At 73.9% G+C, this 24900-nt stretch carries 19 protein-coding genes and 1 pseudogene; 14 read left to right on the top strand and 6 right to left on the bottom strand.

The window, feature by feature from the left end:
• The first annotated feature begins 490 nt into the window (after positions 1-490).
• From ACI79B_RS11895 to ACI79B_RS11875, 5 genes are read left to right on the top strand one after another with little or no spacing between them, the layout of a single operon-like run.
• Positions 491-748: a hypothetical protein gene (locus tag ACI79B_RS11895; protein ID WP_456928256.1), complete on the top strand. Its 258-nt coding sequence runs from the start codon at positions 491-493 to the stop codon at positions 746-748.
• Entirely contained in the window at positions 745-2076 is a 1332-nt protein-coding gene (locus ACI79B_RS11890) for a glycosyltransferase family 2 protein (RefSeq protein ID WP_456928257.1), read from the top strand. Before ACI79B_RS11895 ends, ACI79B_RS11890 begins: the two co-directional genes overlap by 4 nt.
• A 13-nt stretch (positions 2077-2089) precedes the next feature.
• The gene (locus ACI79B_RS11885) at positions 2090-2722 is read left to right on the top strand and encodes a family 16 glycoside hydrolase (RefSeq protein ID WP_456928258.1); all 633 of its coding nucleotides are present in this window, start codon (positions 2090-2092) and stop codon (positions 2720-2722) included.
• A 2-nt stretch (positions 2723-2724) separates the two neighbouring features.
• Positions 2725-3951 (top strand): non-hydrolyzing UDP-N-acetylglucosamine 2-epimerase, encoded by a 1227-nt coding sequence (gene wecB / locus ACI79B_RS11880; protein WP_456928259.1) that lies wholly within the window; start codon positions 2725-2727, stop codon positions 3949-3951.
• Positions 3952-3961: 10 nt separating this feature from the next.
• Entirely contained in the window at positions 3962-5716 is a 1755-nt protein-coding gene (locus ACI79B_RS11875; RefSeq protein ID WP_456928260.1) for a DUF2334 domain-containing protein, read from the top strand.
• 97 nt (positions 5717-5813) lie between these two features.
• On the opposite strand, the gene ACI79B_RS11870 is transcribed toward ACI79B_RS11875, so the two are convergent.
• Entirely contained in the window at positions 5814-7226 is a 1413-nt protein-coding gene (locus ACI79B_RS11870; RefSeq protein ID WP_456928261.1) for a hypothetical protein, read from the bottom strand.
• 143 nt (positions 7227-7369) lie between these two features.
• On the opposite strand from ACI79B_RS11870, the gene ACI79B_RS11865 reads away from it, so the two are divergent.
• The 5 genes and pseudogenes from ACI79B_RS11865 to nrfD all read left to right on the top strand — a co-directional run bounded on the left by ACI79B_RS11865 (position 7370) and on the right by nrfD (position 13838).
• Positions 7370-7756 carry an MmcQ/YjbR family DNA-binding protein gene (locus ACI79B_RS11865; protein ID WP_456928262.1) on the top strand — a complete coding sequence of 129 codons (387 nt, stop codon included), beginning with the start codon at positions 7370-7372 and terminating at the stop codon, positions 7754-7756.
• Between the two features lie 108 nt (positions 7757-7864).
• Positions 7865-8350, top strand: a complete 486-nt coding sequence (locus ACI79B_RS11860) for a hypothetical protein (RefSeq protein ID WP_456928263.1) — start codon at positions 7865-7867, stop codon at positions 8348-8350.
• Positions 8351-8435: 85 nt separating this feature from the next.
• Positions 8436-11726, top strand: a pseudogene (gene fdh / locus ACI79B_RS11855) (formate dehydrogenase).
• Between the two features lie 10 nt (positions 11727-11736).
• Entirely contained in the window at positions 11737-12801 is a 1065-nt protein-coding gene (locus tag ACI79B_RS11850) for a 4Fe-4S dicluster domain-containing protein (RefSeq protein WP_456928264.1), read from the top strand.
• A complete protein-coding gene (gene nrfD, locus ACI79B_RS11845; protein WP_456928265.1) occupies positions 12798-13838 on the top strand; it encodes an NrfD/PsrC family molybdoenzyme membrane anchor subunit in 1041 nt (346 codons plus the stop codon). The genes ACI79B_RS11850 and nrfD overlap by 4 nt, the downstream gene beginning before the upstream one ends.
• Here nrfD and ACI79B_RS11840 read toward each other — a convergent pair.
• From ACI79B_RS11840 to ACI79B_RS11825, 4 genes are all read right to left on the bottom strand, one after another.
• Positions 13828-14676 carry an SDR family oxidoreductase gene (locus ACI79B_RS11840; protein ID WP_456928266.1) on the bottom strand — a complete coding sequence of 283 codons (849 nt, stop codon included), beginning with the start codon at positions 14674-14676 and terminating at the stop codon, positions 13828-13830. The two genes, nrfD and ACI79B_RS11840, sit on opposite strands and share 11 nt — an antisense overlap.
• On the bottom strand, positions 14673-16817 hold the full coding sequence (locus ACI79B_RS11835) for a SpoIIE family protein phosphatase (RefSeq protein ID WP_456928267.1): 2145 nt from the start codon (positions 16815-16817) through the stop codon (positions 14673-14675). The genes ACI79B_RS11840 and ACI79B_RS11835 overlap by 4 nt, the downstream gene beginning before the upstream one ends.
• A 405-nt stretch (positions 16818-17222) precedes the next feature.
• Positions 17223-18128, bottom strand: a complete 906-nt coding sequence (locus ACI79B_RS11830; RefSeq protein ID WP_456928268.1) for a hypothetical protein — start codon at positions 18126-18128, stop codon at positions 17223-17225.
• A 94-nt stretch (positions 18129-18222) separates the two neighbouring features.
• Positions 18223-19425 carry a glycoside hydrolase family 3 N-terminal domain-containing protein gene (locus ACI79B_RS11825; RefSeq protein WP_456928269.1) on the bottom strand — a complete coding sequence of 401 codons (1203 nt, stop codon included), beginning with the start codon at positions 19423-19425 and terminating at the stop codon, positions 18223-18225.
• Between the two features lie 81 nt (positions 19426-19506).
• Here ACI79B_RS11825 and ACI79B_RS11820 point away from each other — a divergent pair, with 81 nt between their 5' ends.
• The 4 genes from ACI79B_RS11820 to ACI79B_RS11805 all read left to right on the top strand — a co-directional run bounded on the left by ACI79B_RS11820 (position 19507) and on the right by ACI79B_RS11805 (position 23668).
• A complete protein-coding gene (locus ACI79B_RS11820) occupies positions 19507-20181 on the top strand; it encodes a TVP38/TMEM64 family protein (protein WP_456928270.1) in 675 nt (224 codons plus the stop codon).
• Between the two features lie 287 nt (positions 20182-20468).
• On the top strand, positions 20469-21305 hold the full coding sequence (locus ACI79B_RS11815; protein WP_456928271.1) for an ABC transporter permease: 837 nt from the start codon (positions 20469-20471) through the stop codon (positions 21303-21305).
• Position 21306: 1 nt separating this feature from the next.
• Positions 21307-22506 carry an ABC transporter ATP-binding protein gene (locus ACI79B_RS11810; protein WP_456928272.1) on the top strand — a complete coding sequence of 400 codons (1200 nt, stop codon included), beginning with the start codon at positions 21307-21309 and terminating at the stop codon, positions 22504-22506.
• Positions 22487-23668 (top strand): glycosyl hydrolase family 28-related protein, encoded by a 1182-nt coding sequence (locus tag ACI79B_RS11805; RefSeq protein ID WP_456928273.1) that lies wholly within the window; start codon positions 22487-22489, stop codon positions 23666-23668. Before ACI79B_RS11810 ends, ACI79B_RS11805 begins: the two co-directional genes overlap by 20 nt.
• A gap of 96 nt (positions 23669-23764) precedes the next feature.
• On the opposite strand, the gene ACI79B_RS11800 is transcribed toward ACI79B_RS11805, so the two are convergent.
• Positions 23765-24889 carry a glycosyltransferase gene (locus ACI79B_RS11800; protein ID WP_456928274.1) on the bottom strand — a complete coding sequence of 375 codons (1125 nt, stop codon included), beginning with the start codon at positions 24887-24889 and terminating at the stop codon, positions 23765-23767.
• Between the last annotated feature and the right edge of the window lie 11 nt (positions 24890-24900).

The raw sequence follows: 24900 nt of genomic DNA, 5'->3' as shown, positions 1-24900 counted from the left end.
CTCTCCGTCCATTCGTCTGCACCACGTCGTCACTACAGCCACCACTCACGAGTGGACGATCTCCGCGCGATCAGCCATTCCGAGATCGCTACTGCCCGCAATCGACAAACTACGATCCAGCAGAGCTTGAAGGGTTTCGCACCTCTCGGGGCGGTGTTACGTTCCCTGGACCCAGACCGAGGGTCGAGCTCCCAGCGGCGCGCTCGAGACGGCGAGCGCCTCGCAGACCAGCGCAGTCGTCCGCGGAGCTCCCTTGCGGCACCCGGTGCCGCCACGGATCGAACGACCCGCGAGAACCGTGGCGTCGCCATTTCGTGGTCCCTTCCGGCTCACTGCGCCGGATCGACCGTCAGACCGCTCCTCGTCGGCGACGAGCGTCCAGCAGCTCCACGCCCGGCACCGCGTCGCCGACGAGACCTGCACCATCCACGGGGGGGATCCGTCCTGTCCGTGAGCGTTCCGCAGTTTGCAGCGCCGCGTTCGGGAGGGGGTGATCCAGGTGCACTACACGAGTGGTTTCTGGAGCTTCGCCTCCATCGTGACGGGTGAGTCCCTGCCCACCGGTCACGTCCTGTGGTTCACCGCGCGGATCCTGCTGGACGTCGCCGGCGGCTTCTTCCTCCTCTACCTGCTCCTGCTGGGCGGCCTGGCCGTCGTGGCCCTGGTGGCTCCGGGTCCCAGGGTCCCGCAGGTCGCCGGCACGCTGCCTCCGGGCCGCGGGCGCCACCGCCGGGGCGGTGCGCGATGAGCCTGTCGGCCGCCGGGCCGCTGGGCCCGATGGAGGCCGTGGACCGGGTCCTCGTGAACGCGGCTGTGGCGCTGGTGGTCCTGAGTCTGGTCTACGGGATGTCGCTGCTGCTGGCGTCGCGCCGGGGGCCCCGTCTCCGGGCGACCCCCGCCTGGCCCGAGCCCGACCTCTTCTTCGTCTTCCTGCTGCCCTGCCTGGACGAGGAGCGTGTCATCGCCAACTCGGTGCGCCGCCTGCTCGCCGTCCCTGGCGACAACTACGTGGTCATGGTGATCGACGACGCCTCGACCGACCGCACCGCCGCAGTGGTGGAGGAGATCGGCGACAGCCGCGTGTGGCTCTACCGGCGCACCCTCCCCGACGCGCGCCAGGGCAAGGGAGAGGCGCTCAACGCGGCCGTGCGGTACCTCGTCGGCGGCCCTCTCCAGGGCGCGGACCCGCGACGCACCGTCGTGGTGATCGTGGACGCGGACGGCCGGCTGGAACCCCACGCCGTCGCGGAGGTCACCCCCTACTTCACCGACCCGCGGGTCGGCGCGGTCCAGATCGGCGTCCGCATCAACAACCGCTTCGACAGCCGGCTCGCGCGGATGCAGGACATGGAGTTCGTGATCTACACCGAGGTGTTCCAGCGCGGCCGGCGGCACCTCAACTCGGTCGGGCTCGGCGGCAACGGCCAGTTCATGCGGCTGTCGGCGCTGCAGTCCCTGGGGGACAGCCCCTGGAGCCGCAGCCTGACCGAGGACCTGGACATGGGCGTGCGCCTGCTCGCCACCGGATGGCGCAACGAGTACTGCCACACCGCGGCGGTCCACCAGCAGGGGGTCCCCGAGGTGCGACGGCTGGTGCGGCAGCGCAGCCGCTGGTTCCAGGGCCACCTGATGAGCTCCCGGCTGGTGCTCAAGGTCATGCGTGAGGTGCGCGGTGTGGCGGCGCTGGACCTCGTGTACCACCTGACCGGTCCCGTCCTGCTCCTCACCGCCTCGTGCCTGACGGGCTCGTTCGTCCTCTCGGCGCTCGCCTCGATCGTCTACGCCGTCACCGGGAGCCATCCCGACTGGACGTGGCTGCTCGTCACCTACGCCCTGTCCTTCGGCCCCGCGCTGGCCTACAGCGTCGTGTACTGGCGCCGGGAGCGCGCCGAAGGACCCGGACTGCTCCGGTGCTGCGGCTGGGCTCACGCCTACGTCGTCTACGGGCTCATGTGGTACGTCGCCGGGTGGTGGGCCGTCGCCCGGATCATCAAGGGGCAGCACGGCTGGGCCAAGACCGAGCGGACGGTGGAGGCCGAGGAGCCTCCCGTGCCGCAGCGGGCCGGTGGGCACTAGGGGGGCTCCGCGGGTGCGTCGACCCGCGCTGCTCGCGTTCCTCGCCGTGGTCCTCCTGACGGTCGTCGTGCTGACGCAGGCGCTGTGGCGGCCGCTGGTCGGCGACGGGCCGTGGCAGGTGGTCTTCGACGGCTACGGCTCCGTGGAGACCAGCGGCGACTCGGCCACCCTCGCCCCCCAGAGGACGAGCAGCACCGACCCGGAGCGCACCCACGCCGCGCTCGTGGTCACCCGCGAGCACTACGGCGACTTCGTCCTCACGGCCGAGCTCAGGACCGTGGAGCAGTTCCGTCCCGGCACCCCCAACCCCTGGGAGGTCGCGTGGCTGCTGTGGCACGTGACCGATCCGCAGCACTTCTATGCGCTGGTGCTCAAGCCCAACGGCTGGGAGCTGTCCAAGCAGGTGCCGGGGCGACCGGGCGGCCAGCACTTCCTGATGAGCAACGACACGCCCCGCTTCCCCCTCGGGGAGTGGAAGCGCGTCACGGTCACGCAGCGCGGCGGGGACATCAGCATCGACGTCGACGGGCGGTTCCTCGCCCACTACGTCGACCCCGACCCGTACCCCCGCGGCGCCGTCGGTCTCTACGTGGAGGACGCCCAGGCGGTCTTCCGCGACATCAGCGTCTCCACCGAGGGGGTCTGACCATGTCGACGACCGGCCAGCACGAGCAGCGGCGGAAGGTCATGCTCGTCTACGGCACCCGTCCCGAGGCCGTCAAGATGGCCCCGGTCGTGCGGGCACTGTCGCAGGACGGACGCTTCCGGCCGTTCGTGACGGTCACCGGCCAGCACCGGGAGATGCTGGACCAGGTCAACGAGGTCTTCGACATCGTCCCCGACCACGACCTGGACCTGTGCCGGCCGGGGCAGAGCCTCACCGACATCACCACGGGGACCCTGACCGGGCTCGCCCCGCTGCTCGCGACCGAGCGCCCCGACATGGTGCTCGTCCAGGGCGACACCACGACGTCCTACGCCGCCGCGCTGGCCGCCTTCTACGTGCAGGTCCCCGTGGCGCACCTGGAGGCGGGCCTGCGGACCAGCGACCGGTACAACCCGTTCCCGGAGGAGATGAACCGGCGGCTCACCTCGCAGCTGACCACGCTCCACCTCGCGCCGACCGCCACGGCGCTGGCCAACCTCCTGGCGGACGGCATCGCGCCGGAGGCGGTCGTCGTCACCGGGAACACGGTCATCGACGCCCTGCACTGGACCGTCCTGCGGGACCTGCCCTACCGCGAGCCGGCGCTGCGGGTGCTGGACCGGCTCGAGGCCCCGGTGCTGCTGGTCACGGCCCATCGGCGGGAGAGCTGGGGCGAGCCGTTGCGGCGCGTGGGGCGGGCCGTCGCCCGGATCGCGCAGCTGCACCCGGAGCTCCTGGTGGTCTTCCCGATCCACCGCAACCCGGTCGTGCGGGCCGACGTCCTCCCGTCGCTCGCGGACCTGCCGAACGTGCTCGTGACCGAGCCGGCGGCCTACGGCGACTTCTGCAGGCTGATGGCGCGGGCCACCGTCATCCTCACCGACAGCGGCGGCGTGCAGGAGGAGGGCCCCAGCCTGGGCGTCCCGGTGCTGGTCATGCGGGACACGACCGAACGCCCCGAGGCGGTCGCCGCGGGTGCGGCTCGGCTCGTGGGCACCGACGAGGGCCGCATCGTCTCCGAGGTGCACGGGCTGCTGACCGACGGGACCTCGTGGGCCGCGATGTCCCGCGCGATCAACCCCTACGGGGACGGGCGCGCAGCCGAGCGCACCGCGGCGGCGGTCGCCCACTTCTTCGGGCTGGGCGATCGCCCGGCCGAGTTCGCCACACCCGAGCGATCGACGGCGCCGCGACGGCAGCAGGCCGCGCAGCTCTCGACCGTCCACTGAGGAGGTAGTGATGCAACGACACAGCGGGAGCCGGCCGGCTCGACGGATGCGGTGGCTGGTCGCGCTGCTCTCCGTCCTCGCGGTCCTCGTGGCGCTGGGTCCTCCGGCGCTGGCCGCTCCACCGGCTCCACCAGGACCGCCGGGGACCGACCCGGCCGATGCCCCGCCGGCGCCCGGCCTGGCGACCGACGGCGACGAACCGGCGGTCACGGAGATCCCCCCACCGCCGCGGCCGCAGCAACCGCAGCGTGAGGCCGACGCCACCGCCCTCCCGGAGAGCGCGCTGGCGGATGCGACCGTCGCGGCCACCGGCGCCCTCGTGCTGTACGACAGCGGCGGGGAGTGGGGCTGGCTGGGCGAGCTGTACGCGCAGCAGACGGCGAACCTGGCGGGTCGTTTCGGCAGTTACCACGCCCAGCCGGTGAGCAGCTACCAGGCGGGTCAGATGGCGAGCTACGAGTCGGTCGTCTACATCGGGAGCACGTACGACGAGCCGCTCCCGCCGGCCTTCCTCTCCGACGTCCTGGCGACCAAGCAGCAGGTCCTGTGGATGGGGTTCAACATCTGGCAGCTGTTCAACGCCTCGCCCACCTTCGTCACTGACCGCGGGTGGAACTGGGTCGGGTACGACTTCGCGACCGTCAACCAGGTGCGGTACAAGAACCAGGCCCTGGAGCGGGACGGCACGAACAACCAGGGCGGGATCATGAACGTCACGATCACCGACCCGGCGAAGGCGACGGCGCTGGCCCAGGCGGTGCGGTCGGACGGCTCGACGTTCCCGTGGGCGACCCGCTCCGGCAACCTCACCTACATCGGCGAGATCCCCTACGCCTACCAGGGGATGTCCGACCGGTACCTCGCCGCGGCGGACCTCTTCTACGACGTGCTCGCTCCGGAGACCGGAGTGCGGCACCGCGCGCTGGTGCGCATCGAGGACGTGGGCCCCGACGCCGATCCGCAGGAGCTCCGCGCCATGGCCAACACGCTCTCGAACCTGCGGGTGCCGTTCAGCTTCGGCGTCTTCACGCGCTACGAGGACCCCAACGGGGTCTACAACAACGGGACACCGAGGAGCATCCGGCTCCGTGACGTCCCCGCGGTCGTCGACGCCATCAAGTACATGATCTCGCGTGGCGGGACGATGATCATGCACGGCTACACGCACCAGTTCAGCCCCACGCCGAACCCCTACTCGGGGGCCTCCGGTGACGACTTCGAGTTCTTCCTGGCCCACGTGGACGCGACCGACACGGTGCGGCTCGACGGGCCGGTGCCGGGCGACGGCGCGGCGTACGTGAACTCCAGGGTCGACGCGGCGGCGGCGGAGTTCCGGGCCGTGGGCCTGCCCGTCCCGACCATCTTCGAGTTCCCGCACTACGCGGGCTCGGCGGCGGACTACCGGGCCATCGGCCAGCGGTTCACCACCCGCTACGAGCGGACGCTCTACTTCGGTGGGCTGCTGACGACCGGGCAGCCGGACTACAGCCGCATCCACGGGCAGTTCTTCCCCTACCCGGTGACCGACATCTACGGCACGAGGGTGCTGCCGGAGAACATCGGGAACTACGAGCCGGAGGCGTTCAACAACCACCCGGCGAGGTTCCCGGCCGACATCGTCGCGTCCGCGCGGGCGAACCTGGTGGTGCGGGACGGCTACGCCTCGTTCTTCTACCACCCGTACCTGGGGACGGCGGCCCTCCGGGAGATCGTCAACGGCATCAAGGGCCTCGGCTACACCTTCGTGGCGCCGAGCGCCGTGTGACCGCACGGGGAGGGTGCCGGGCAGCCGGTCCGGCACCCTCCTCTCCTACGACCAGCAGGAGGAGGGTGCCGGGCAGCCGGTCCGGCACCCTCCTCTCCTACGACCAGCAGGAGCCGAGCGCCTCGGTGAGGGGTGCGCCCGGCGTGGCCTCGGCCGCGAAGTACCACCAGAACGGCCCCCCGCCGCCGAAGGGGTACGCGGCGATCGCCGTGGTGTAGAGCCGGGCGACCGCCGCCCGCCCCGCGCCGGCCGGGTCCTCCCGGTCCCCCCACCACCAGATCGGCTCGAGGTCGGGGGAGTGGTAGCCCAGCTCGCTCACCAGCAGGGTGGCGTGCGGGACGACGGCGTGCAGGCGGCGCAGCACGACGTCGGTGGCCGCACCGAGGGGGTGCATCTCGGGGTAGATCGACAGTCCGACGTCGTCGGCCTCTGCGACCGCCTCGGGATGGGTGGCGAGCCAGTTGAACAGCGCGTTCTCCGGCTCGGCCTCCCCGAGCTGCCAGAAGAGCGTGACCATCGCCGGCGCGGACGTGCGGGCGTGGACGTGGCGCACCGCCCACGCGACCCGCGCCGCGACGTCCGGCCCGAGCCAGTCCCCGTTGACCTCGTTGCCGACCTCCCACTCGTCGGCGTCCGGCAGCGCCGCCACGGCGTCGGTGATCCGGCGACGCCAGGCGGCGTCGCTCAACCCGGCCATCTCGGAGGAGTCCACCGGCTGCGCCAGCACGCGGAGGTCATGGCGGTGGGCGGCACGCACCGCGGCCGCGTAGTCGGACAGCGGTACGTCGAGGTCGAGCACGAAGCGCACCCATCCGCCGGACCCCACGACAGCAGCGGCGCGGCGCAGCTCCGCCTCGGTGGGGAACACGTCCAGGGTGACGGCGCGCCTGAGCTGTCCGCAGCGCTCGGCACCGGCGTGCTGCAGCAGGAGGACCTGGGCGTGGACGGCCGCGTCGTACGCCCGGGAGGCCGCGACGGCGGCACCCGACTCGGTGTCCGCGTCCTGTGCCTCCCGGAGCTCGGCCCGGGCGGTGACGATCGCCGCCTCGACGTCACCGGGCAGGGGGGCGCCGGCCTGCCCGCTCAGCTGCCGGTGCACCGCCGACACCGCCTGCTGCGCGGCGAGCAGGTTGAAGTTGTGGGTGCCGGCCGGAGGGACGGGCAGCAGCAGCTGGGAGTAGCCGTCCGAGGAGGGCCAGGCCAGGGAGAGGAGGGCCTCGCCGTCGGGCTGGTCCAGCGCGGGATCGCCGCGCCGCGGGTACAGCGGACCGCTCTCGGTCACCTCGAGCGTGACCGGGTCGAGCAGCGCGTCGTCGTACCCGTCCTCGCCGTGGCCGTTGCTCTGCAGCTGCCGGAACTGCCGCCAGTCCAGGCGGTTCCCACTGCTGTCGTAGACGTGCAGCACGACGGCGGAGCGGTCGGTCGCGTGGGCGGTACAGGAGGCCAGCACGAGCAGTCCGGCCCCGGCCCACGTCGCGCGCCGCAGCGTGGAGGAGGGGCGCCGCCGCATGAGATCCCCGTTCCGGATCGAGCAGGGGTGTGCACGCGCCAGGAGGGTCGCACCTCCGACGGCGCCGCGGTACGGCCGCCGTCCTCGCGGCGGACCCGCGCGGTCCCGGGCCGCTCCCGGCCCGCGCGCCCTACGCTCCCGCCGTGGCCACCTGGGCGGACGTGCGGCGCCTGGCCCTCGCGCTGCCCGGGACCACGGAGGGCACCTCCTACGGCCGGGCGGCGTGGAAGGTCCGCGACCGCGCCTTCGTCTGGGAGCGACCGCTGCGCCGCGCCGACGTCGAGCGGCTGGGGGAGGCCGCGCCGGAGGGCCCGGTCCTCGGCGCCGCCGTCGCCGACGAGGGCGTCAAGCACGCCCTGGTCGCCGACGACCCCGCCGTCTACCTGACGACGCCGCACTTCGACGGGTACGCCGCCGTGCTGGTCCAGCTGGACGCGATCGACGTCGCGGAGCTCGGGGAGCTGGTGACCGAGGCCTGGCTGGCCAAGGCGCCGGCCGAGCTGGCGCGCGAGTACCTCGCCGGGCGGTAGCCCCTCCCGGTACCGGCCGGTACGGCGCCGCGCGGGAACCCCTGGCCGGGCGGTTCCGGGTCTGGCATGTTCCGCCGCCGTCCCCAACCCGTGATCACAGGAGATCCCGTGCGTCTGCGCCCCTTTGTCGCCGGCACCGCCCTCGCCGCGACGTCCGTCCTCGCCCTCGCCGCCCCCGCCGCCGCGGCGCCGAAGCCCGTCTACGAGGCCGACGTCGTCGGCGTGGTGCGGGTGGATCCGACCGACCCGACCGTGGCGGAGATCCAGGTCCGCTACCGCTGTGCCGAGGACGCGAACCTGTGGATCTCGGTCAAGCAGACCGCCGACCGCTCGGCCGACCCGCGCCTCGCGCAGGAGGGCAGCAGCGCCATCTCGGCCGCCTGGAGCGACAGCCACCGCGAGCCGGTGAGCTGCGACGGCCGGGTCCACCTGGGCACGTTCACCGTCGACCTCGTCGAGGCGTGGCCGGGCAGGCCGGGCCAGGCGCCGCTGCTCAAGGGCGAGGGATACGTGCAGTTCTGCCTGACCGACCCCGACGCCCCCGGCCCCGAGGGCCTGGTGCTGAGTCACGACGAGTTCGTGCACGTGCGCTGACCCCGCCGGACGCCTCGGTACCGGCACGACCGGTACCGAGGCGTTCCGCGCGCCGGATCGCGCCGGGAGTGGCAGAGTCCACAGGGTGAAGACCTGGCTCGACGCCTGGCCGGTGTTCCGGCAGCTGACCGGCCCCGATCCGCTCGGGCGCGGCAGGGCCGCGCGGAGCAAGGCGACGGAGAACGTGGTGAGCCGCACGGCCACCGCCGACCGCGTCGTCCAGAGCGTCTGCCCGTACTGCGCCGTCGGCTGCGGGCAGCGGATCTTCGTGAAGGACGAGCAGATCGTCCAGATCGAGGGCGACCCGGACTCCCCGATCAGCCGCGGCCGGCTCTGCCCCAAGGGCAGCGCCAGCAAGTCGCTGGTCACCAGCCCGACCCGCGTCACGACGGTCAGGTACCGCCGGCCGTACGGGACGGAGTGGGAGGACCTCGACCTCGACACGGCGATGCACATGATCGCCGACCGCGTGCTGGAGGCCCGGCGCAAGGGCTGGCAGGACGAGAACGACGGCAAGCGCGTGAACCGCACCATGGGGTTGGCGAGCCTCGGAGGGGCGACCCTCGACAACGAGGAGAACTACCTCATGAAGAAGCTGTACAGCGCCCTGGGCGCCATACAGATCGAGAACCAGGCGCGCATATAGCACTCCGCCACGGTGCCCGGTCTGGGTGCCTCGTTCGGTCGTGGCGGTGCCACGAACTCCCAGGAAGACCTCGCGAACTCCGACTGCATCGTCATCGAGGGTTCCAACATGGCCGAGTGCCACCCGGTGGGTTTCCAGTGGGTGAGCGAGGCCAAGGCGCGCGGCGCGAAGGTCGTCCACATCGACCCGCGGTTCACCCGCACCAGCGCGATCGCCGACCTGCACGTGCCGCTGCGCATCGGCACCGACATCGCGTTCCTCGGCGGGCTGATCAACTTCGTCCTCGAGAACGACCTGTACTTCACGGAGTACGTGGTCGCCTACACCAACGCCGCGGCGCTGGTGAGGGAGGACTTCGTCGACGCCGAGGACCTCGACGGCCTGTTCTCCGGCTTCGACCCGGAGAACAACACCTACGACGAGTCCAGCTGGCAGTACGAGCCCGAGGAGCCGCCGCACTCAAGCTCCGACGACCCGGCCGGCGCCGCCGCGCAGGACGAGCTCGAGGACCACCCGCAGATCCGGAAGACCGACAAGGCGCAGGCGGCCGGCAGCGGCGGCCCCCCGATCGCGGCCAAGCCGAAGCGCGACGAGACGCTGCAGCACCCGCGGACGGTCTTCCAGGTCCTCAAGCGGCACTTCGCCCGCTACACCCCGGAGATGGTGGCCGAGGTCTGCGGCATCGAGCCGGAGGTGTTCCTGCAGGTCGCCCGCTGGGTGACCGAGAACAGCGGCCGCGACCGGACGACGGCGTGGGTGTACTCGGTGGGCTGGACGCAGCACAGCGTCGGCGCGCAGTACATCCGCACCTGCTCGATCCTGCAGACGCTGCTGGGCAACATCGGCCGTCCCGGCGGCGGCATCCTGGCGCTGCGCGGGCACGCCAGCATCCAGGGCTCGACCGACGTCCCGACGCTGTACAACCTGCTGCCCGGCTACCTGCCGATGCCGCACGCCATGCAGCACCAGTCGCTCGACGACTACTGCGCCGACGCCGCCGGCAAGGCCGGCTTCTGGGGCAACAAACGCGCCTACATCGTCAGCCTGCTCAAGGCCTGGTGGGGCGACGCCGCGACGCCCGAGAACGACTTCGCCTTCGGCTACATGCCGCTGATCGACGGCGACCACAGCTCCTACCGCCAGATCAAGGACATGATCGAGGGGAAGATCTCCGGCTACTTCCTGGTCGGCGAGAACCCCACGGTCGGCCACCCCAACGGCCGGATGAACCGGTTCGGGCTGGCCAACCTCGACTGGCTGGTCGTCCGCGACCTGCAGATGATCGAGTCGGCGACCTTCTGGAAGGAGTCGCCGGAGATCGAGACCGGCGAGCTCGCCCCGGAGACGATCGCCACCGAGGTCTTCTTCATGCCCGCGGCGTCGCACGCGGAGAAGGAGGGGACCTTCACCCAGACCCAGCGGCTGCTGCAGTGGCGGCACAAGGCCGTCGACCCGCCGGGCGACGCCCGGAGCGACCTGTGGTTCTACTTCCACCTCGGCCGCATCCTGCGCGAGCGGCTGGCCGGCTCGACCGACCCGCGCGACCGCCCGCTGCTCGACCTCACCTGGGACTACCCGACGCACGGCCCCGACCGGGAGCCCAGCGCCGAGGACGTGCTGCGGGAGATCAACGGCGTGGGTCCCGACGGGCGCGCCGTCTCCGGGTACATGGAGCTCGAGGACGACGGGTCGACGTCGTGCGGCTGCTGGATCTACTCCGGCGTCTACGCCGACGAGGTCAACCAGTCCGCCCGCCGCAAGCCCGGCCGTGAGCAGGGCCAGGTCGCCTCCGAGTGGGGCTGGGCGTGGCCGTACAACCGGCGCATCCTCTACAACCGCGCCTCGGCCGACCCCGACGGCAGGCCGTGGAGCGAGCGCAAGAAGTACGTCTGGTGGGACGAGGAGGCCGGCCGCTGGACCGGCGCCGACAACCCGGACTTCGAGGCCACCAAGCGGCCGGACTACGTGCCGCCGGAGGGGGCCCGGGCGCAGGACGCGATCGGCGGCGCCGACCCGTTCATCATGCAGGGGGACGGGAAGGCCTGGCTGTACGCGCCCGCGGGCGTCGTCGACGGGCCGCTGCCGACGCACTACGAGCCGGCGGAGTCCGTCGTCGAGAACGCCCTCTACAAGCAGCAGGCGAACCCGACGATGGAGCACATCGAGGGCCCGTGGAACCGGGAGAACCCGCCGCTGAGCCCGGTCTTCCCGTTCCAGGTGACCACCTACCGGCTGACCGAGCACCACACGGCGGGCGGGATGAGCCGGACGCTGCCCTACCTGTCCGAGCTCCAGCCGGAGTTCTTCGTCGAGGTCAGCCCGGAGCTGGCCGCGCTGCGCGGGCTGGTCAACGGGGAGTACGCCACGCTGGTCAGCACGCGGACGGCGATCGAGGCGAAGGTGCTGGTCACCGAGCGGATGCGACCGATCCGGCTGCGGGACGGCCAGGTCGTGCACCAGATCGGGATGCCCTACCACTGGTCCTACAGCGGCATCTCCACCGGCGACTCGGCCAACGACCTGCTCGGCATCGTGCTCGACCCGAACACCCACATCCAGGAGGACAAGGTCAGCACCGCCGACATCGTCCCGGGACGGCGCCCGCGCGGTCCCGAGCTGATCGAGTTCGTGGAGGGCTACCGGCGCCGCGCGGGCGTGGGGTCGGGGCGGGTCGGGGTCAACGGCCGCGACCCGGTCGCCGCCGAGGCCGGCGAGGGATCGCAGCAGTGAGGAGGCCGGCATGACCCCGATCAGCTCGGCGAGTGCGGCGTTCACCGGGCACGACCCGGAGAACCGGCTGTACGGGCCGGTGCCGGACGTGACCGGGCAGGCCGGCTACGACCCGGACCACCCGGCGCGGGTGGGCTTCTTCACCGACACCTCGGTGTGCATCGGCTGCAAGGCCTGCGAGGTGGCGTGCAAGGAGTGGAACACGCTGCCGATGGACGACTCGCACGGCGTGCGCGACGTCATCGGGCTGTCCGGCATGTCCTACGACAACACCGGGCAGCTCGGGGCCAACTCCTGGCGGCACGTGGCGTTCGTCGAGCAGTCCCGCACCGTCGACCTGCCGATGCCGACCTTCGGCCGCCCGGGCGACGACCGGCGGGGCAGCGGGCCGTCGGTGGCCGAGGGCGACAACGACGGCAGCCTCGCCGCGGCGCAGCAGTCCAGCGTGCTCAACGCCGAGGCGCTGTCGGAGTTCGACCCGCAGACCGGGCAGAGCGGCACCGACAAGCAGATCCGCTGGCTGATGAGCTCCGACGTCTGCAAGCACTGCACGCACGCCGGCTGCCTCGACGTCTGCCCGACCGGGGCGCTGTTCCGCACCGAGTTCGGCACCGTCGTCGTCCAGGGCGACATCTGCAACGGCTGCGGCTACTGCGTCATCGGCTGCCCGTACGGCGTCATCCAGACCCGCGAGGGCGACGGCCGGGCCTTCAAGTGCACGATGTGCTACGACCGGCTCACCGACGGGCTGCAGCCGGCGTGCGCCACCGCGTGCCCGACCCAGTCGATCCAGTTCGGCAACCTCGACGAGCTGCAGGCCCGCGCCGACGCCCGCCTCGCCACGCTGAAGTCACAGGGCGTGGAGACCGCCCGGCTCTACGGCCGGGACGAGGACGACGGCGTCGGCGGCAACGGGGCGTTCTTCCTGCTGCTCGACGAGCCGGAGGTCTACGGCCTGCCCCCGGACCCGGTGGTCACCACCCGCGACCTGCCCGCGATGTGGCGGGCGGCGGCGGCCGGCGCGGCGATGATCGCCGGCGTCGTGCTCTCGTCGTTCCTGGGGCGGCGGCCGTGACGGAGGGCCTGACCACGCCGGGCGCGGGCTGGCGGCGGGCCGACGGCCCGGCGGCGGAGGCCCGCGGCAAGCGACGGCGCGGGGGCGGGCGGCGCGGCGGCGGCGGCGAGGTGCCGATGGTCGACGACGCCCAGTTCACCTCGTACTACGGGCGCCCGATCATCAAGCCGCCGGTGTGGAAGTCGCCCGACGTCCCGCTGTACCTGTTCCTCGGCGGCATGGCGGGGTCGTCGTCGATCCTGGCGGCGGTCGCCGACGTCACCGGCCGGCCGGTGCTGACCCGGGTCGGCCGGTTCACCGCTGGCGGCGGCGCGGTCGCGTCGGTGGTCTTCCTCATCCACGACCTCGGCCGGCCCGAGCGGTTCCTGCACATGCTGCGGGTGTTCAAGCCGACCTCGCCGCTGTCGGTCGGCTCCTACATCCTCGCGCCCTTCGGCGCGGCGGCCGGGGCGACGGCGGCGGTCGAGCTGCTGGGCTGGTTCCCGCGGCTCAAGCGCTTCGGCGGCGTGGTGTCGGCGCTGTTCGGCGGGCCGCTGGCCACCTACACCGGGGTGCTGCTGGCCAACACCGCGGTGCCGTCCTGGCACGCGGCGCACCGGCAGCTGCCGTTCGTCTTCGGCGGCTCCGCGATGGCGGCCGGCGGCGGGATGACCATGGTGTTCACGCCGGTGGCCGAGGCCGGGCCGTCGCGGCGCACCGCGGTGGCCGGCGCGGCGATCGAGCTGGCCGTGATGCACCAGGTGGAGAACGACCACGGGATCGTCAGCGAGCCGTACAACGAGGGCCGGCCCGGGACGCTGCTGCGCGCGGCCAAGGCCTGCACCGCGGCGGGCGCGGCGCTGACCGTCGTCGCCGGGCGCCGTCGGGCCGGAGCGGTGGTGTCCGGGTTGCTGTTGGCCGCCGGCTCGCTGCTCACCCGCTTCGGCGTCTTCGAGGCCGGGCTGGCCAGCGCCCGGGACCCCAAGTACACGGTGGTCCCGCAGCGTGAGCGGCTCGCCGCCCGGCAGAACGGGCACGCCCCGACCGTCACCCGCTGAGCGCCTCCGCGGGGCGCCACCCGCGGAGGTGGTCGGCGAAGGTCCGCGGCGGGCGGCCGAGCAGCGCGGTGAGCACCCGCGGGCTGCCGGTGAACCCGTGCGCCCGGTACTCGGCGAACATGGTCGTCAGGCAGCGGCGGGCGTAGGAGCCGTCGTCCTCGGGCGGGGCGGCGTCGACGGCGGTGACCTCCCGGCCGAGGTGCCCGCCCACGAGCCGGGCGACGTCGGGCGCGGTCAGCTCCTCGGGGCCGGCCGCCTCGAAGGTGCCGCTGTCGAGGCCGTCCTCGGTGAGCAGCACCGCCGCGGCCTCGGCGACGTCGCGCAGGTCGACGAAGGACTGCGCCCGCTCCAGGCCCCACGGGCTGCGCAGCTCGCCGGTCTCCGCCGCGGCGGCCACCTGCGCGTCGAGGTTGTCGGCGTAGGCGCACGGCTGCAGCACCCGCCAGCGGGCGCCGGTGCCGGCGACGGCGTCGTCGAGCGCCTCCTCGACGCGGTCCTTGGCGGCGTGGTGCGGCATCGACCGCACCTGCGGCCGGAGCACCGAGTGGTAGACCAGCCGCGCCGCCCCGGCCCGCGCGGCGGCGCGCAGCACGGCGGGCGCGGCGTCGGCCTCGCGCGGGTCGAAGTTCGGCCAGACCAGGTGGAGGGCGCCGGCGCCGGCCAGCGCGGGCGCCGGGTCCCCGGCGAGGTCGGCGACGACGACCTCCGCGCCCAGCGCCTCGAGCTCCGGCCGCGGCCGCGGGGTGGCGACGACGGCGCGCACCCGCTCGCCGCGGGCCCGCAGCGCCCGGACGACCGCGGTGCCGGTGGGTCCGCCCGCGGCGGTCACGACGATCACCGTCCCCACCCCAGAGCGCCGGCGGCGGGCGTGGCCGGGTCCGGGGGGACGGAGGCCGGCACGTCGCCGGGGCCGGCGACGGCGGGCCGGGGCCGGTCCTGCGGGTGCAGGCGGACGGCGACCAGCGCGACGTCGTCGTCCGGGTGGCCGTCGACCATGTGCTCGACCAGCAGGTCGCACAGCTCCTGCAGCGGCCGGTCGCCGAGCTCGGCCAGCGCGGCGGTGAGCCGGGCGGTGCCGGCGTCGAGGTCGGCGTCGCGCCGCTCGACCAGGCCGTCGGTGTAGAGCAGCACGGTCGTGCCGCGGTCGAGCTCGACGACGGACTCGGTCCGCGGCCGCTCCGGGTCGACGCCGAGCAGCACGTCGGCCCGCTCGGGCGCCAGCACGCGCACCTCGCCGTCGGCCGTGAGCACGATGGGCGGCGTGTGCCCGGCGTTGGACCAGCGCATCCGGGTGGTGCCGCGCCCGATCTCCCCGGGCGTCTGCTCCAGGCGGGCGACGGCGGCGGTGGCGAGGGTGCCGAACTGCAGCAGCTCCATCGCGCGGTCCAGGTCGCGCAGCACCGCGGCCGGCCCGGCACCGGTGGCGACGGCGATGCCGCGGACCAGGCTGCGCAGTTGGCCCATCGTCGCGGCGGCGGCGGCGTCGTGGCCGGCGACGTCGCCGATGACGAGCGTGGTGGCGCCGTCGGCCTGCAGGAACGCGTCGTACCAGTCGCCGCCGACGGCGGCCGTCTCGGCGGCGGGGAGGTACCGGACGACGATCTCGGCGTGGTCCGGCTCGGGCGGCGCGGTGAGCATCGAGCGCTGCAGCTGGAGGGCCAGGTGCCGCTGGGCGCCGTAGAGGCGGGCGTTGTCGAGGGCCATCCCGAGACGCTCGGCGACGTCGCGGAGGGTGGCGACCTCCTCCGGGGTCGGGATGCGGCCGTCGGTGTAGAGCAGCGAGACCAGGCCCAGGGTGTGGCCGCGTCCACGCAGGGGCAGGGCCACCGCCGCGGTGGGCGCCAGCCGGGACAGCAGCCTGCGGGGCTCGCCGGCCGGGGTGGTGGCGAGGGCCTCCTCGCCGGACAGCAGGAGCGGCTCGCCGGTGCTGAGCATCCGGCTCACCGCCGGGAGGCTGGTCAGCGCGGCCGCGCGGGAGCGGGCGTAGTCCTGCAGCAGCTCCCGCGACGCCTCGTCGGCGTGCCAGGAGCTCACGCCCCGGGTGTGGCCCTGCTCGTCGAGGACGCTGACGATGCACGCGTCGGCGAGTGCGGGGACGACCATGCGGGGCACCTGGCCGGTGGCGAACTCGGCGTCCATCGACCCGGCCAGCTCGGTGCTGATGCGGGCCACGGTGAGCGTCCGCTCGGCGGCGCGGCGGAGTTCCTCCTGGGCGCGGACCCGGTCGGTGACCTCGATGAAGTAGACCGACAGGCCCTCCGCGGTCGGCCAGGCGCGCAACTCGTACCAGCCGTCGAGCGGTGCGGGGTAGTAGGCGTCGAAGGAGACCGGCCGGCGGGTCTCCACCGCGCGGCGGTAGCTCTCCTCGAACACCGAGCTGACGGCGGCGGGGAAGGTCTCCCAGATGTCCTCGCCGAGCAGGTCCTCCCGGCGGCGGCCCAGCAGCCGCTCGGCCTCGGCGTTGACGTGGGTGAAGCGCCAGTCGGGGCTCAGCGAGTAGAAGCCGGCGGGCATGGCCTCGAGGACCTGGGTGACGCCGAGGGACTCGCCGCGCTGGTCGGTGACGTCGTAGGCGGCGCCGAGCAGCCGGGTGGCCACCCCGTCCACGCCGCTCAGCGCGCGCCCCTGGGCGGAGATCCAGCGGACGGCGCCGTCGGGCAGGGCGATGCGGTACAGCGCGCTGAAGTCGCCGCACGCGTCGACGGCGGCCTGCAGCGCGGCCATGACCTCGGCGCGGTCGTCCGGGTGCAGCCGGGCGGAGAAGCCCTCGATGCTGCGGTCGAAGCCCGCGCCGTCGTACCCGAACAGCGCCACGAGGCGCTCGTCCCAGTCGAGGACGCCGGTGCGGAGGTCCCAGTCGAAGGTGCCGATGCCGGCGGCCTGCATCGCCAGTTCACCGCGCAGTGCCGAGGCGATCTCGTCGATGTGCCGCTGCTCCGGAGCGCTGCCGAGCCGCCCGGTCCTGCCTGGGTCCCCCACTGCCGCCTTCCCGGTCGTGTGCCCGCGTGCACGGGCGATCCCGTCCCGGTGGTTGGAGACGCGTCCGCATCATGTGTACCCGGCCTATCCTGTTGCGAGCAACGCGTCCGGTGGAGATCACGGGGGAGCGCGTTCGGCGCGCGTCGCCACCGGGTGTGTCGCCACGTGTCCCACGGGTAGTCACCCCGTGGGGCCACAGGGGCCGTCCGTCAGCAGGGGGAGACGTGCCGTGGTGGGTGTGGGCGCTGGGGGTGTGGGCCGTTCTCGCGGTCGTCGTCGCGGTGGGCGTGGGCAGGGTGATCCAGGCCGCTGACCGCCGGGAGTCCCGGGGTGACCGGTCGTTCCACAGCGACGACCAGGCCCCGCCCGAGGGGCGCCGAGCCTCGTGACCTGAGGCCGGACCGGTCAGTCGGTGGGGCCGAAGACGCCGACGCAGCCGCCGTACGTCTCGTCGTCGAGCCGGCCGCCGCAGGTGGAGCCGTAGGTCTCGTACGGGTCGTCGACCGGCGTCTCGAGGTAGAGGTCGTCGCAGGCGGCCATGTCGCCGGCCTGACAGTCCCGCGCGTCGCCGTCGAACTGCAGGTCGAAGGCGGGGTCGCCGGGTGACGGGGGATCCGACGGCGAGCCGGAGCCGGTGTGGCCGAACGCCTCGACGGGGAGGTCCGTGGTGCCGCCCACGGTGATCGCCACCGTGGCCACCAGGGCGAGGACGCCCGCCGGCACCAGGCTCGCCACCAGCACGCCGGAGGGGGCGGCCGGCGCGGCGGGGCCCGGGACCCACTGCCCCGGGTACGGCGCCCACACCGGCGGACCGGTGCGCGCCCGCTGCCACCCGGCGACCCAGGCGGCGACCGGCGGCCGGGTGAGCAGGAGCAGCCGCGCCACCGGTAGAGCCAGCAGGACGACGACGAGCAGCAGCGCGACGGCGTCGCGCGTGGGGTCGTACGACGGACCGTCGGCGAGGTCGACGAGGGCGGCCAGCAGGACCAGGCCGAGCAGGCCCGCCTCCACCCACGAGGTGACCAGCAGCAGCGTGCGCCCGGCCCCGCGCAGCAGGAGCAGCCCGCCGAGCAGGTCCAGCGCCGCGACCGTGCAGGCGGCCAGGACGACCAGGACGGCGATCCCGACGTCGGCGCCGGGGACGTCGTCGGCCAGCGCGGTGACGGTGACCGCCAGGACGAGGACCAGGAGGAGGCCGGCCTGCACGAACGCCAGCACCGCCGCGGCGGTTGCCTGACCCGGTCTCGTGACCGGCGCAGGAGGTCCCGGCGCGGTCCAGTGAGCGGCCTGCCAGGCGTGCGGATCGGTCATTCGGTGCTCCCCGTGCGTGCGCGACGGAGCCGCCCGTCGTCCGGCCGCCAGCATCGGTTCGGCCGCACGGGCGGTCAACGCACCACGCGCGGGATCACCCCAGCAGGCCGGCCTCGGCCTTCGCGGTGAGCGCGGTGCGGACGGCGGCGTCGACGGTGGCCGAGAACTCCGGGTCGGCCTCGGCGCGGGCGACGACGGCGTCGCGCATCTCGGGGTAGACGTCCTCGGTCACGGTGAGCACGAGCGTGCCGCCGGCCTCGAGGAAGCGGACGGCGCGGTCGCCGGGGGGCACGTCCTCGAACGCCGCCGCCGCGCCGACGTCGTCGGTGATGACCACGCCGTCGAAGCCGAGGAACCCGCGCAGCAGCGTCGTGACCACCTGCCGCGAGAAGGTGGCCGGCGCGCCGGGGTCCAGCCGGGGGTAGGTGGCCGAGGAGAGCATCACGAACGGGTCGGCGGCGGAGCGGGCGAGCTCGCCGAAGGCGGCCACCTGCTCGCTGTTGGCGGTGGTCACGTCGTCGGTGACGCCGGCGGCCTCGTCGGTGTTGGCGTCGACCAGCCCGAGCCCGGGGAAGTGCTTGAGCGTCGCGGTGACGCCGTGGGCGGCCAGCCCGTCGACCACGGCGCGGACGTCGGGGACGACGTCGGCCGCGGTGTTCCCGTACTGGCGCCCGAAGGCCCCGATCGGGTCGTTCGCGGCCTCCGTGCCGGCCGGGACGACGTCGGCCACCGGCGCGAGGTCCAGGTTGATCCCGGCCGCGGCGAGCTGGGCGCCGAGGGTGCCGGCGAGGGCGGTGAGCTGCTCGGGCGGGAGCTGCCCCTGCTCGTCCGCGGGAGGCAGCCGGTCGAAGCCCGGGCCCTGCAGCGCCTGCACCTGCCCGCCCTCCTGGTCGACGGCGATCCAGGGCCGGGGCCCGGGCGCGGCGTCCGTCCAGCGCCCGGTGACGGCGGCGAGGTCGGTCGCCGCGGCCTGCGAGCGGCCGGCGAGGAAGACGCCGCCCACGCCCTCGGCGACCAGGGCGTCGCCGGGGGACAGGTCCTCGAGCGGGACGCCGACGACGAACAGCTGCGCCACCTGCGCGCGGCGGTCCATGCCGCTGAGTGCGGCGTCCACCTGCTGCGCGACCGGGTCCGCGGGCGGCGTCGTCGGCTCGGCCGACGTGGTCGGCGCGGTGCTGCTGCTGGAGGTGCTGCGGCTCGGCTCCGCGCTGGGGTCCGGGGAGCCCGAGCAGGCGGCGAGGACCAGGCAGACGAGCGCGAGCAGGGCGGCCGGACGGGTCCGGACGGGCGGGCGCATCGGGCTCCTCGGACGGGGACGGCGGGCGGTCTCCCCAGTGTGCAGACCCGGGACGACGGCCCGGCACGGCACCATGGGCGGGTGCGGACGACGTGGGTGCGGGTGGGCGTGCTGCTCGCCGTCCTCGTCGCCGGCACCGTCGTCGCGCTGACCGTCGAGCTGCCCGACGTCGGCACGGTGCGCCGCTGGGTCGAGGGCGCCGGGGCGGCGGGGCTCGTGCTGCTGGCCCTCGGGAAGGGAGCCCTGCTGGTCGGGCCGGTGCCGCGGTCGGCGCTGTGCGTGCTGCTCGGCGTCGTCCTCGGGTTCTGGACCGGCGCGGCCGTGGCCTACGCCGGAGGGCTGCTCGCTGCGCTGGCCGCCTTCGGCCTGTCCCGGTCCCTCGGGCGCGAGACCGCGGTGCGCCTGGCCGGACCGCGGCTGACCGCCGTCGACCGGGCGGTGGCCGGCCGGGGCTTCGTCACGGTCCTCGTCGCGCGGGTGCTGCCCATGGCGCCGTTCGCCGTGCTGAGCCACGCGGCGGGGTTGTCCGCCGTGCCGTTCCGGGCCTACGCCGCGGGTACCGCGCTGGCTCTCGTCCCCACGACCGCGCTGCAGGTGGGAGTGGGTGCCGCGGTGCCGGGGCTGCGGGCGTGGGCCGAGCGCGCCGGGTCGCCGTGGGTGCTCGCCGTGGTCGCCACGGCCGCCCTCGTCGCGGCCGGCGTCGTGTGGCTGCGGCGCCGGCGGCGGGCCCGGACCGGTTCGGTCGAGGCCGGCTGAGACGGCTCCGGCAGATCGGGGGCCTCCGCCGCCCGTGCATCGTGGACACCGGCTCCGGCAGTGGCGGGGACGTCCGGGCCGGGGGCGCCGGCGCCTCCCGCAGTCGAGCGGCGAGCAGCCGGCCGACGCCTGCATCGCCCACACCCTCGACGCACCACACGACCGACCCCGTCCTGCTCTCCCGCCACGGGGTGGGGGTCGTCGGGCGCCCCCACTCGTGGGACGGCGTGGCCGGTTCCGGCGCCGCCGGGACGTGGAGACGCACCCGACATCGCATGATGGCCAGCGTGCGTAGTGACGGGGACGCGGTGAAGTGGAGCGAGAACACGTCGCGGGGTGTGTCGCAGGAGGCTCCTTGGACCGACCTCTGGAGGGCGCGGGAACTCATCGGGTACTTCGCGCTGAGGGACCTGCGGCTGAGGTACCGGCAGGCGGTCCTCGGCGTCGTCTGGGTGCTCGCCCAGCCGATCGCGAGCGTCGCGGTGTTCACCGTCGTGTTCAGCCGGCTGGCGGGGGTGTCCAGTGACGGGATCCCGTACCCGCTGTTCGCTCTGGTCGGGATGGTGACCTGGACGTACTTCTCCAGCAGCGTGGTGTCCGCCAGCACGGTCCTCGCCTCCAACGTGAACCTCGTCACCAAGGTCTACTTCCCGCGGATCGCGGCGCCGGCGTCCTCACTCCTGCCGCCGGCCGTCGACCTCGGGGTGTCGCTGGTGCTCGTAGGGGCGCTCGCCGCGTACTACGGGGTGTCCCCGGGCGTGCAGCTGCTGACGGCCCCGGCGTGGCTGCTGCTCCTGGTCCTGACGGCGGCCGGCGTGGCGCTGTGGGTCTCCGCGCTCAACGTCCGGTACCGGGACGTCCAGCACGCGATCGCCCCGTTGCTGCAGCTCTGGCTGTTCGCCAGCCCCGTGGCGTACGGGGCGAGCCAGTTCTCCGGGTGGCAGGAGTGGGTGTACGCCCTCAACCCCATGGCCGGCCCCATCGCGCTGGGACGGTTCGCCCTGACCGGCACGCCCTGGCCGGGATGGCCGCTCGCGGTGTCGGTCGCCTCCTCCGCGGTGCTCCTCGCCACCGGCGCCCGGTACTTCAACCGGGCCCAGCGGTCCTTCGCGGACGTGATCTGAGGTGGACCGGATCCAGTTCGAGGACGTCAGCAAGCGGTACGTCCTCGGTGACCGCGCGAACGCGCGCGAGGCCCTCGTCGCCGCGGCCAAGCGGATCATCAGGCCGCGCAGGGGGACGGCGGCCAAGGAGGTCTGGTCCCTCCGGGACGTCAGCTTCTCGGTGGCCGACGGCGAGACGCTCGGCGTCCTCGGCCGCAACGGCGCGGGCAAGAGCACCGTGCTCAAGGTGCTGGCGGGGATCACCTCGCCGACCGCGGGGGTGTCGAGGACCCGGGGCAGGGTGGCAGCACTGCTGGAGGTCGGGACCGGGTTCCACCAGGAGCTGACCGGCCGGGAGAACGTCTACCTCAACGGCGCCATCCTCGGGATGTCGCGCCGGGACATCAGCCGGGCGTTCGACGCCATCGTCGACTTCTCCGGCGTGGAGCGGTTCCTGGACACCCCTGTCAAGCGCTACTCCAGCGGCATGTACCTGCGGCTGGCCTTCGCGGTCGCGGCGCACCTCGATCCGGACGTGCTGGTGGTCGACGAGGTGCTCGCCGTCGGGGACGCCGAGTTCCAGCGCAAGTGCCTGGGCCGCATGGAGGAGGCCGGCAGCGAGGGACGCACCATCGTCTTCGTCAGTCACGACCTCGACGCGTTGACCTCGCTGTGCCGGCGGTCGCTGTGGCTGGACGCGGGCCAGGTGCGGGCGTCAGGGGACACCCGGGAGCTCGTCCGCGACTACCTCGCATCCGGTGGGATCGGGCAGCACGGCTCCGGCCCGCTGGTCAGCGGCGGGCCGGTCACCGTGCACGGGGTCGGGGTGCACTCGGCGGTGGGCGCGGCCGGGTCGGCGCTCGTCCGCGACGAACCGATCCGCGTCGAGGTCGACTTCTCCGTCGCGGAGGACGTGCCCGGTCTGGACGTGGCCCTGTTCGTCACCACCGCCTCGGGGGTGCGGGTGCTCGACCAGATGCTCAGTGACGGCGGTCCGCGTCCCATCCCGCAGGGACGCTGGTGCGTGACGCTGGAGGTGCCGCCGATCCTGAACGTCGGGGAGTACACGGTGGGCCTGTGGTTCGGCACCGCGCACACCGACCTGCTGGACGAGCCGGTGACCGCCTCGTTCACCCTCTTCGGGAGCGACCGGGGCAGACCCGGTCGGGTCCTCGTGCAGGACCTGCCGATGTCGCTGTCGCGTGCCGACGGCAGCGGGTGACGGGCGGCTGGTCCGGATGCGGAGGAGCCGGCCGGCCGTCGTCCTCTTCGTCGGGCTGCTCGTGGCGACGCTGGCGGTGACCCGCGGTGACACCGGCGCCCGTCGCTGCACCCCGATGGACTTCGGAGCCGCAGGCGACGGGAGGACGGACGACACGTCGGCCCTGCAGCGGGCGCTGGACGCGTTGCGCCCCGGTGACACCCTCGTGCTGCCGGCAGGCCGGACCTTCCTCCACTCGGACGTCCTGACGATCCGGGTGCCGGGGACCCGCCTGGCCGGCGCCGGCTCGCTGGTGGCCGTGGAGGAGGCGCGGTCAGCGGTCGTGGTCGACGCGGACGACGTCCTCGTCGACGGCGTCACGTTCGGGATGCGCAGCACGAGCCGCCGGTGGGACGCCTTCGAGCAGATGAAGCTCCGCGTGACCGGCCACCGCGGTGTCGTCGTCCGCGACGTGACCATCGACGGGTCCGCGGCGGCCGGGATCTACGTGGGCACCGGAGCAGCGCGGTTCCGGGTGGAGGACGTCCACGTGCGCGACACCCGCGCCGACGGCGTGCACGTCACGGGCGGCGCACACGACGGGGTCGTCCGCGGGGCCGTGGTCTCGGGGACCGGGGACGACGGTGTCGCGGTCGTCTCCTACCTCGGTGACGGGCTCCCCGTCCGCCGGGTGCGGATCGAGGACGCGACGGTGCGGGACACCACCTGGGGCCGTGGTGTCAGCGTGGTCGGAGGCGAGGACGTCACCGTCGTGGACGGGCTGGTGGAGCGGAGCAGCGCGGCGGGGTTGTACATCGCGTCGGAGGGGGCGCCCTACCACACGTTCGCGCCGCGCCACGTCGACGTCTCGGGGTTCCGGGTCGTGGCCGGCAACACCGATCCCTCCGTCGGCCACGGCGCCGTCCTGGTCTACGCCGGCCGTCCCGACCAGCCACCCGAGGACGTCGCCGTCTCCGGACTCGGCATCCGGGGGACCCGGGACGACGCTCCCTGGCAGGTCGGCGTCGTCGCGGAGCCGGGGGCGTCGGTGCGGGGTGTCACCTTCGAGGACGTGACGGTCGCCGGGTCGGCCCCGGCGTTCGTGGCCGCGGGTGTCGATCCGGACTGTTGCACACGGTCCGGCTGGGTGGTCGACGGCTCGGCCGTGCCGGACGTGCCATAGCGCCCCTGCGAGGTGACGATCCGACGGCTCGGGTCACGGCTACCCGGCTCCTCGGCGGGACTCCGTCCGGCGCGTCGGTCCCCGCCCCGTCGACGGTCACGGCTCGTCCGGTGTCCGGCCTCGTCGGTGCAGGCGGCGTCCCGTCCGGCGGGCGGCGGCGCGCCGATAGGTCCCGTCGTACGACGCCGCCATGGCCGCCACGGAGAACGACTCGCGCGCCCTGACCCCAGCCTCGCGGCCGAGGCGCTCGCGCACGACTGGATCGGCCAGCCGCCGGCACGCCGCGGCCAGCGCGCCGGCGTCCTCCGGATCCACGACGAAGCCCGTCCGACCGTCCTGCACGACGTGTCCCATGTCGCCGACGTCCGTCGCGATGACGGGCCGGTCGCAGTGCATGGCCTCCAACACGGCCAGAGGCATGGCCTCCCAGCGCGACGGCTGCACGAGGACGTGGACGGAGCCCAGAAGCGCGCAAGGGGAGTCGACCGGACCGAGGAAACAGACCCGCTCGGCCACCCCCAACTCGACGGTCAGGTCAGCGAGCACAGCGCGTTGGCTGCCGTCCCCGGCGATGACCAGGTCCGCTTCCGGGACGTCGACCAGGGCCCTCAGCAGGACGTCGATGCCCTTCTGCGGCTCCAGGCGTCCCAACGTGCCCAGGACCAGACGCGCCGCACGACGATCGGATGACCCACAGCCGGGATCGGGGACGCCGTTCGGGATGACCTGCACGGTCCCGGTGCGCAGGCCCCCGTACCGCTCGACGTCCCGGGCGGCTGTCGTGCCGACGGCGATGCGAGCCGCGCTCGACCGGGTGAGGAGTCTCTGGACCGCTCGACCACGCCAGGTCAGACCGGGAGTGGGGAGGTGGTCGACGAGGACGATCGGCAGCCGGAGCGACAGCGCTGCCACCGCAGGACGGCGGCAGCTGGGGAACGCGTTCAGGTTCAGGTGCACCACGTCCGGTGCCACCCGCCCGAGGGCTCGCCGGAAGGCAGCGACGCCGTCCTCCACCACCTGGGTCCGCACCGCCGGGGCGGCGTCGGCCAGTCGGGCGAGGACCGCGGGCGACGTCCCGAGCACGGTGACGTCGGCGTCGGGGGGCAGAGCGGTCAGCAGGTTCACGAGGAACCGCTCCGCTCCGCCGAACTCCTGGGCGTCGGTGACGACGCAGAGCCGGTAGCCCGTTCGTCGGGTCGGGGCATCGCCGTGACCAGGCACGTCGCGAGGTT

It is taken from the genome of Geodermatophilus sp. SYSU D00879, assembly GCF_054050375.1.
This window is presented reverse-complemented; position numbering and strand designations above follow the sequence as displayed.

Excerpts from the sequence above, each read along its gene's own strand:
- ACI79B_RS11830 (WP_456928268.1), bottom strand. The coding sequence starts at position 18,128 with ATGACCGATCCGCACGCCTGGCAGGCCGCTCACTGGACCGCGCCGGGA.
- ACI79B_RS11870 (WP_456928261.1), bottom strand. The coding sequence starts at position 7,226 with ATGCGGCGGCGCCCCTCCTCCACGCTGCGGCGCGCGACGTGGGCCGGG.
- ACI79B_RS11825 (WP_456928269.1), bottom strand. The coding sequence starts at position 19,425 with ATGCGCCCGCCCGTCCGGACCCGTCCGGCCGCCCTGCTCGCGCTCGTC.
- ACI79B_RS11890 (WP_456928257.1), top strand. The coding sequence starts at position 745 with ATGAGCCTGTCGGCCGCCGGGCCGCTGGGCCCGATGGAGGCCGTGGAC.
- wecB (WP_456928259.1), top strand. The coding sequence starts at position 2,725 with ATGTCGACGACCGGCCAGCACGAGCAGCGGCGGAAGGTCATGCTCGTC.
- ACI79B_RS11875 (WP_456928260.1), top strand. The coding sequence starts at position 3,962 with ATGCAACGACACAGCGGGAGCCGGCCGGCTCGACGGATGCGGTGGCTG.
- ACI79B_RS11850 (WP_456928264.1), top strand. The coding sequence starts at position 11,737 with ATGACCCCGATCAGCTCGGCGAGTGCGGCGTTCACCGGGCACGACCCG.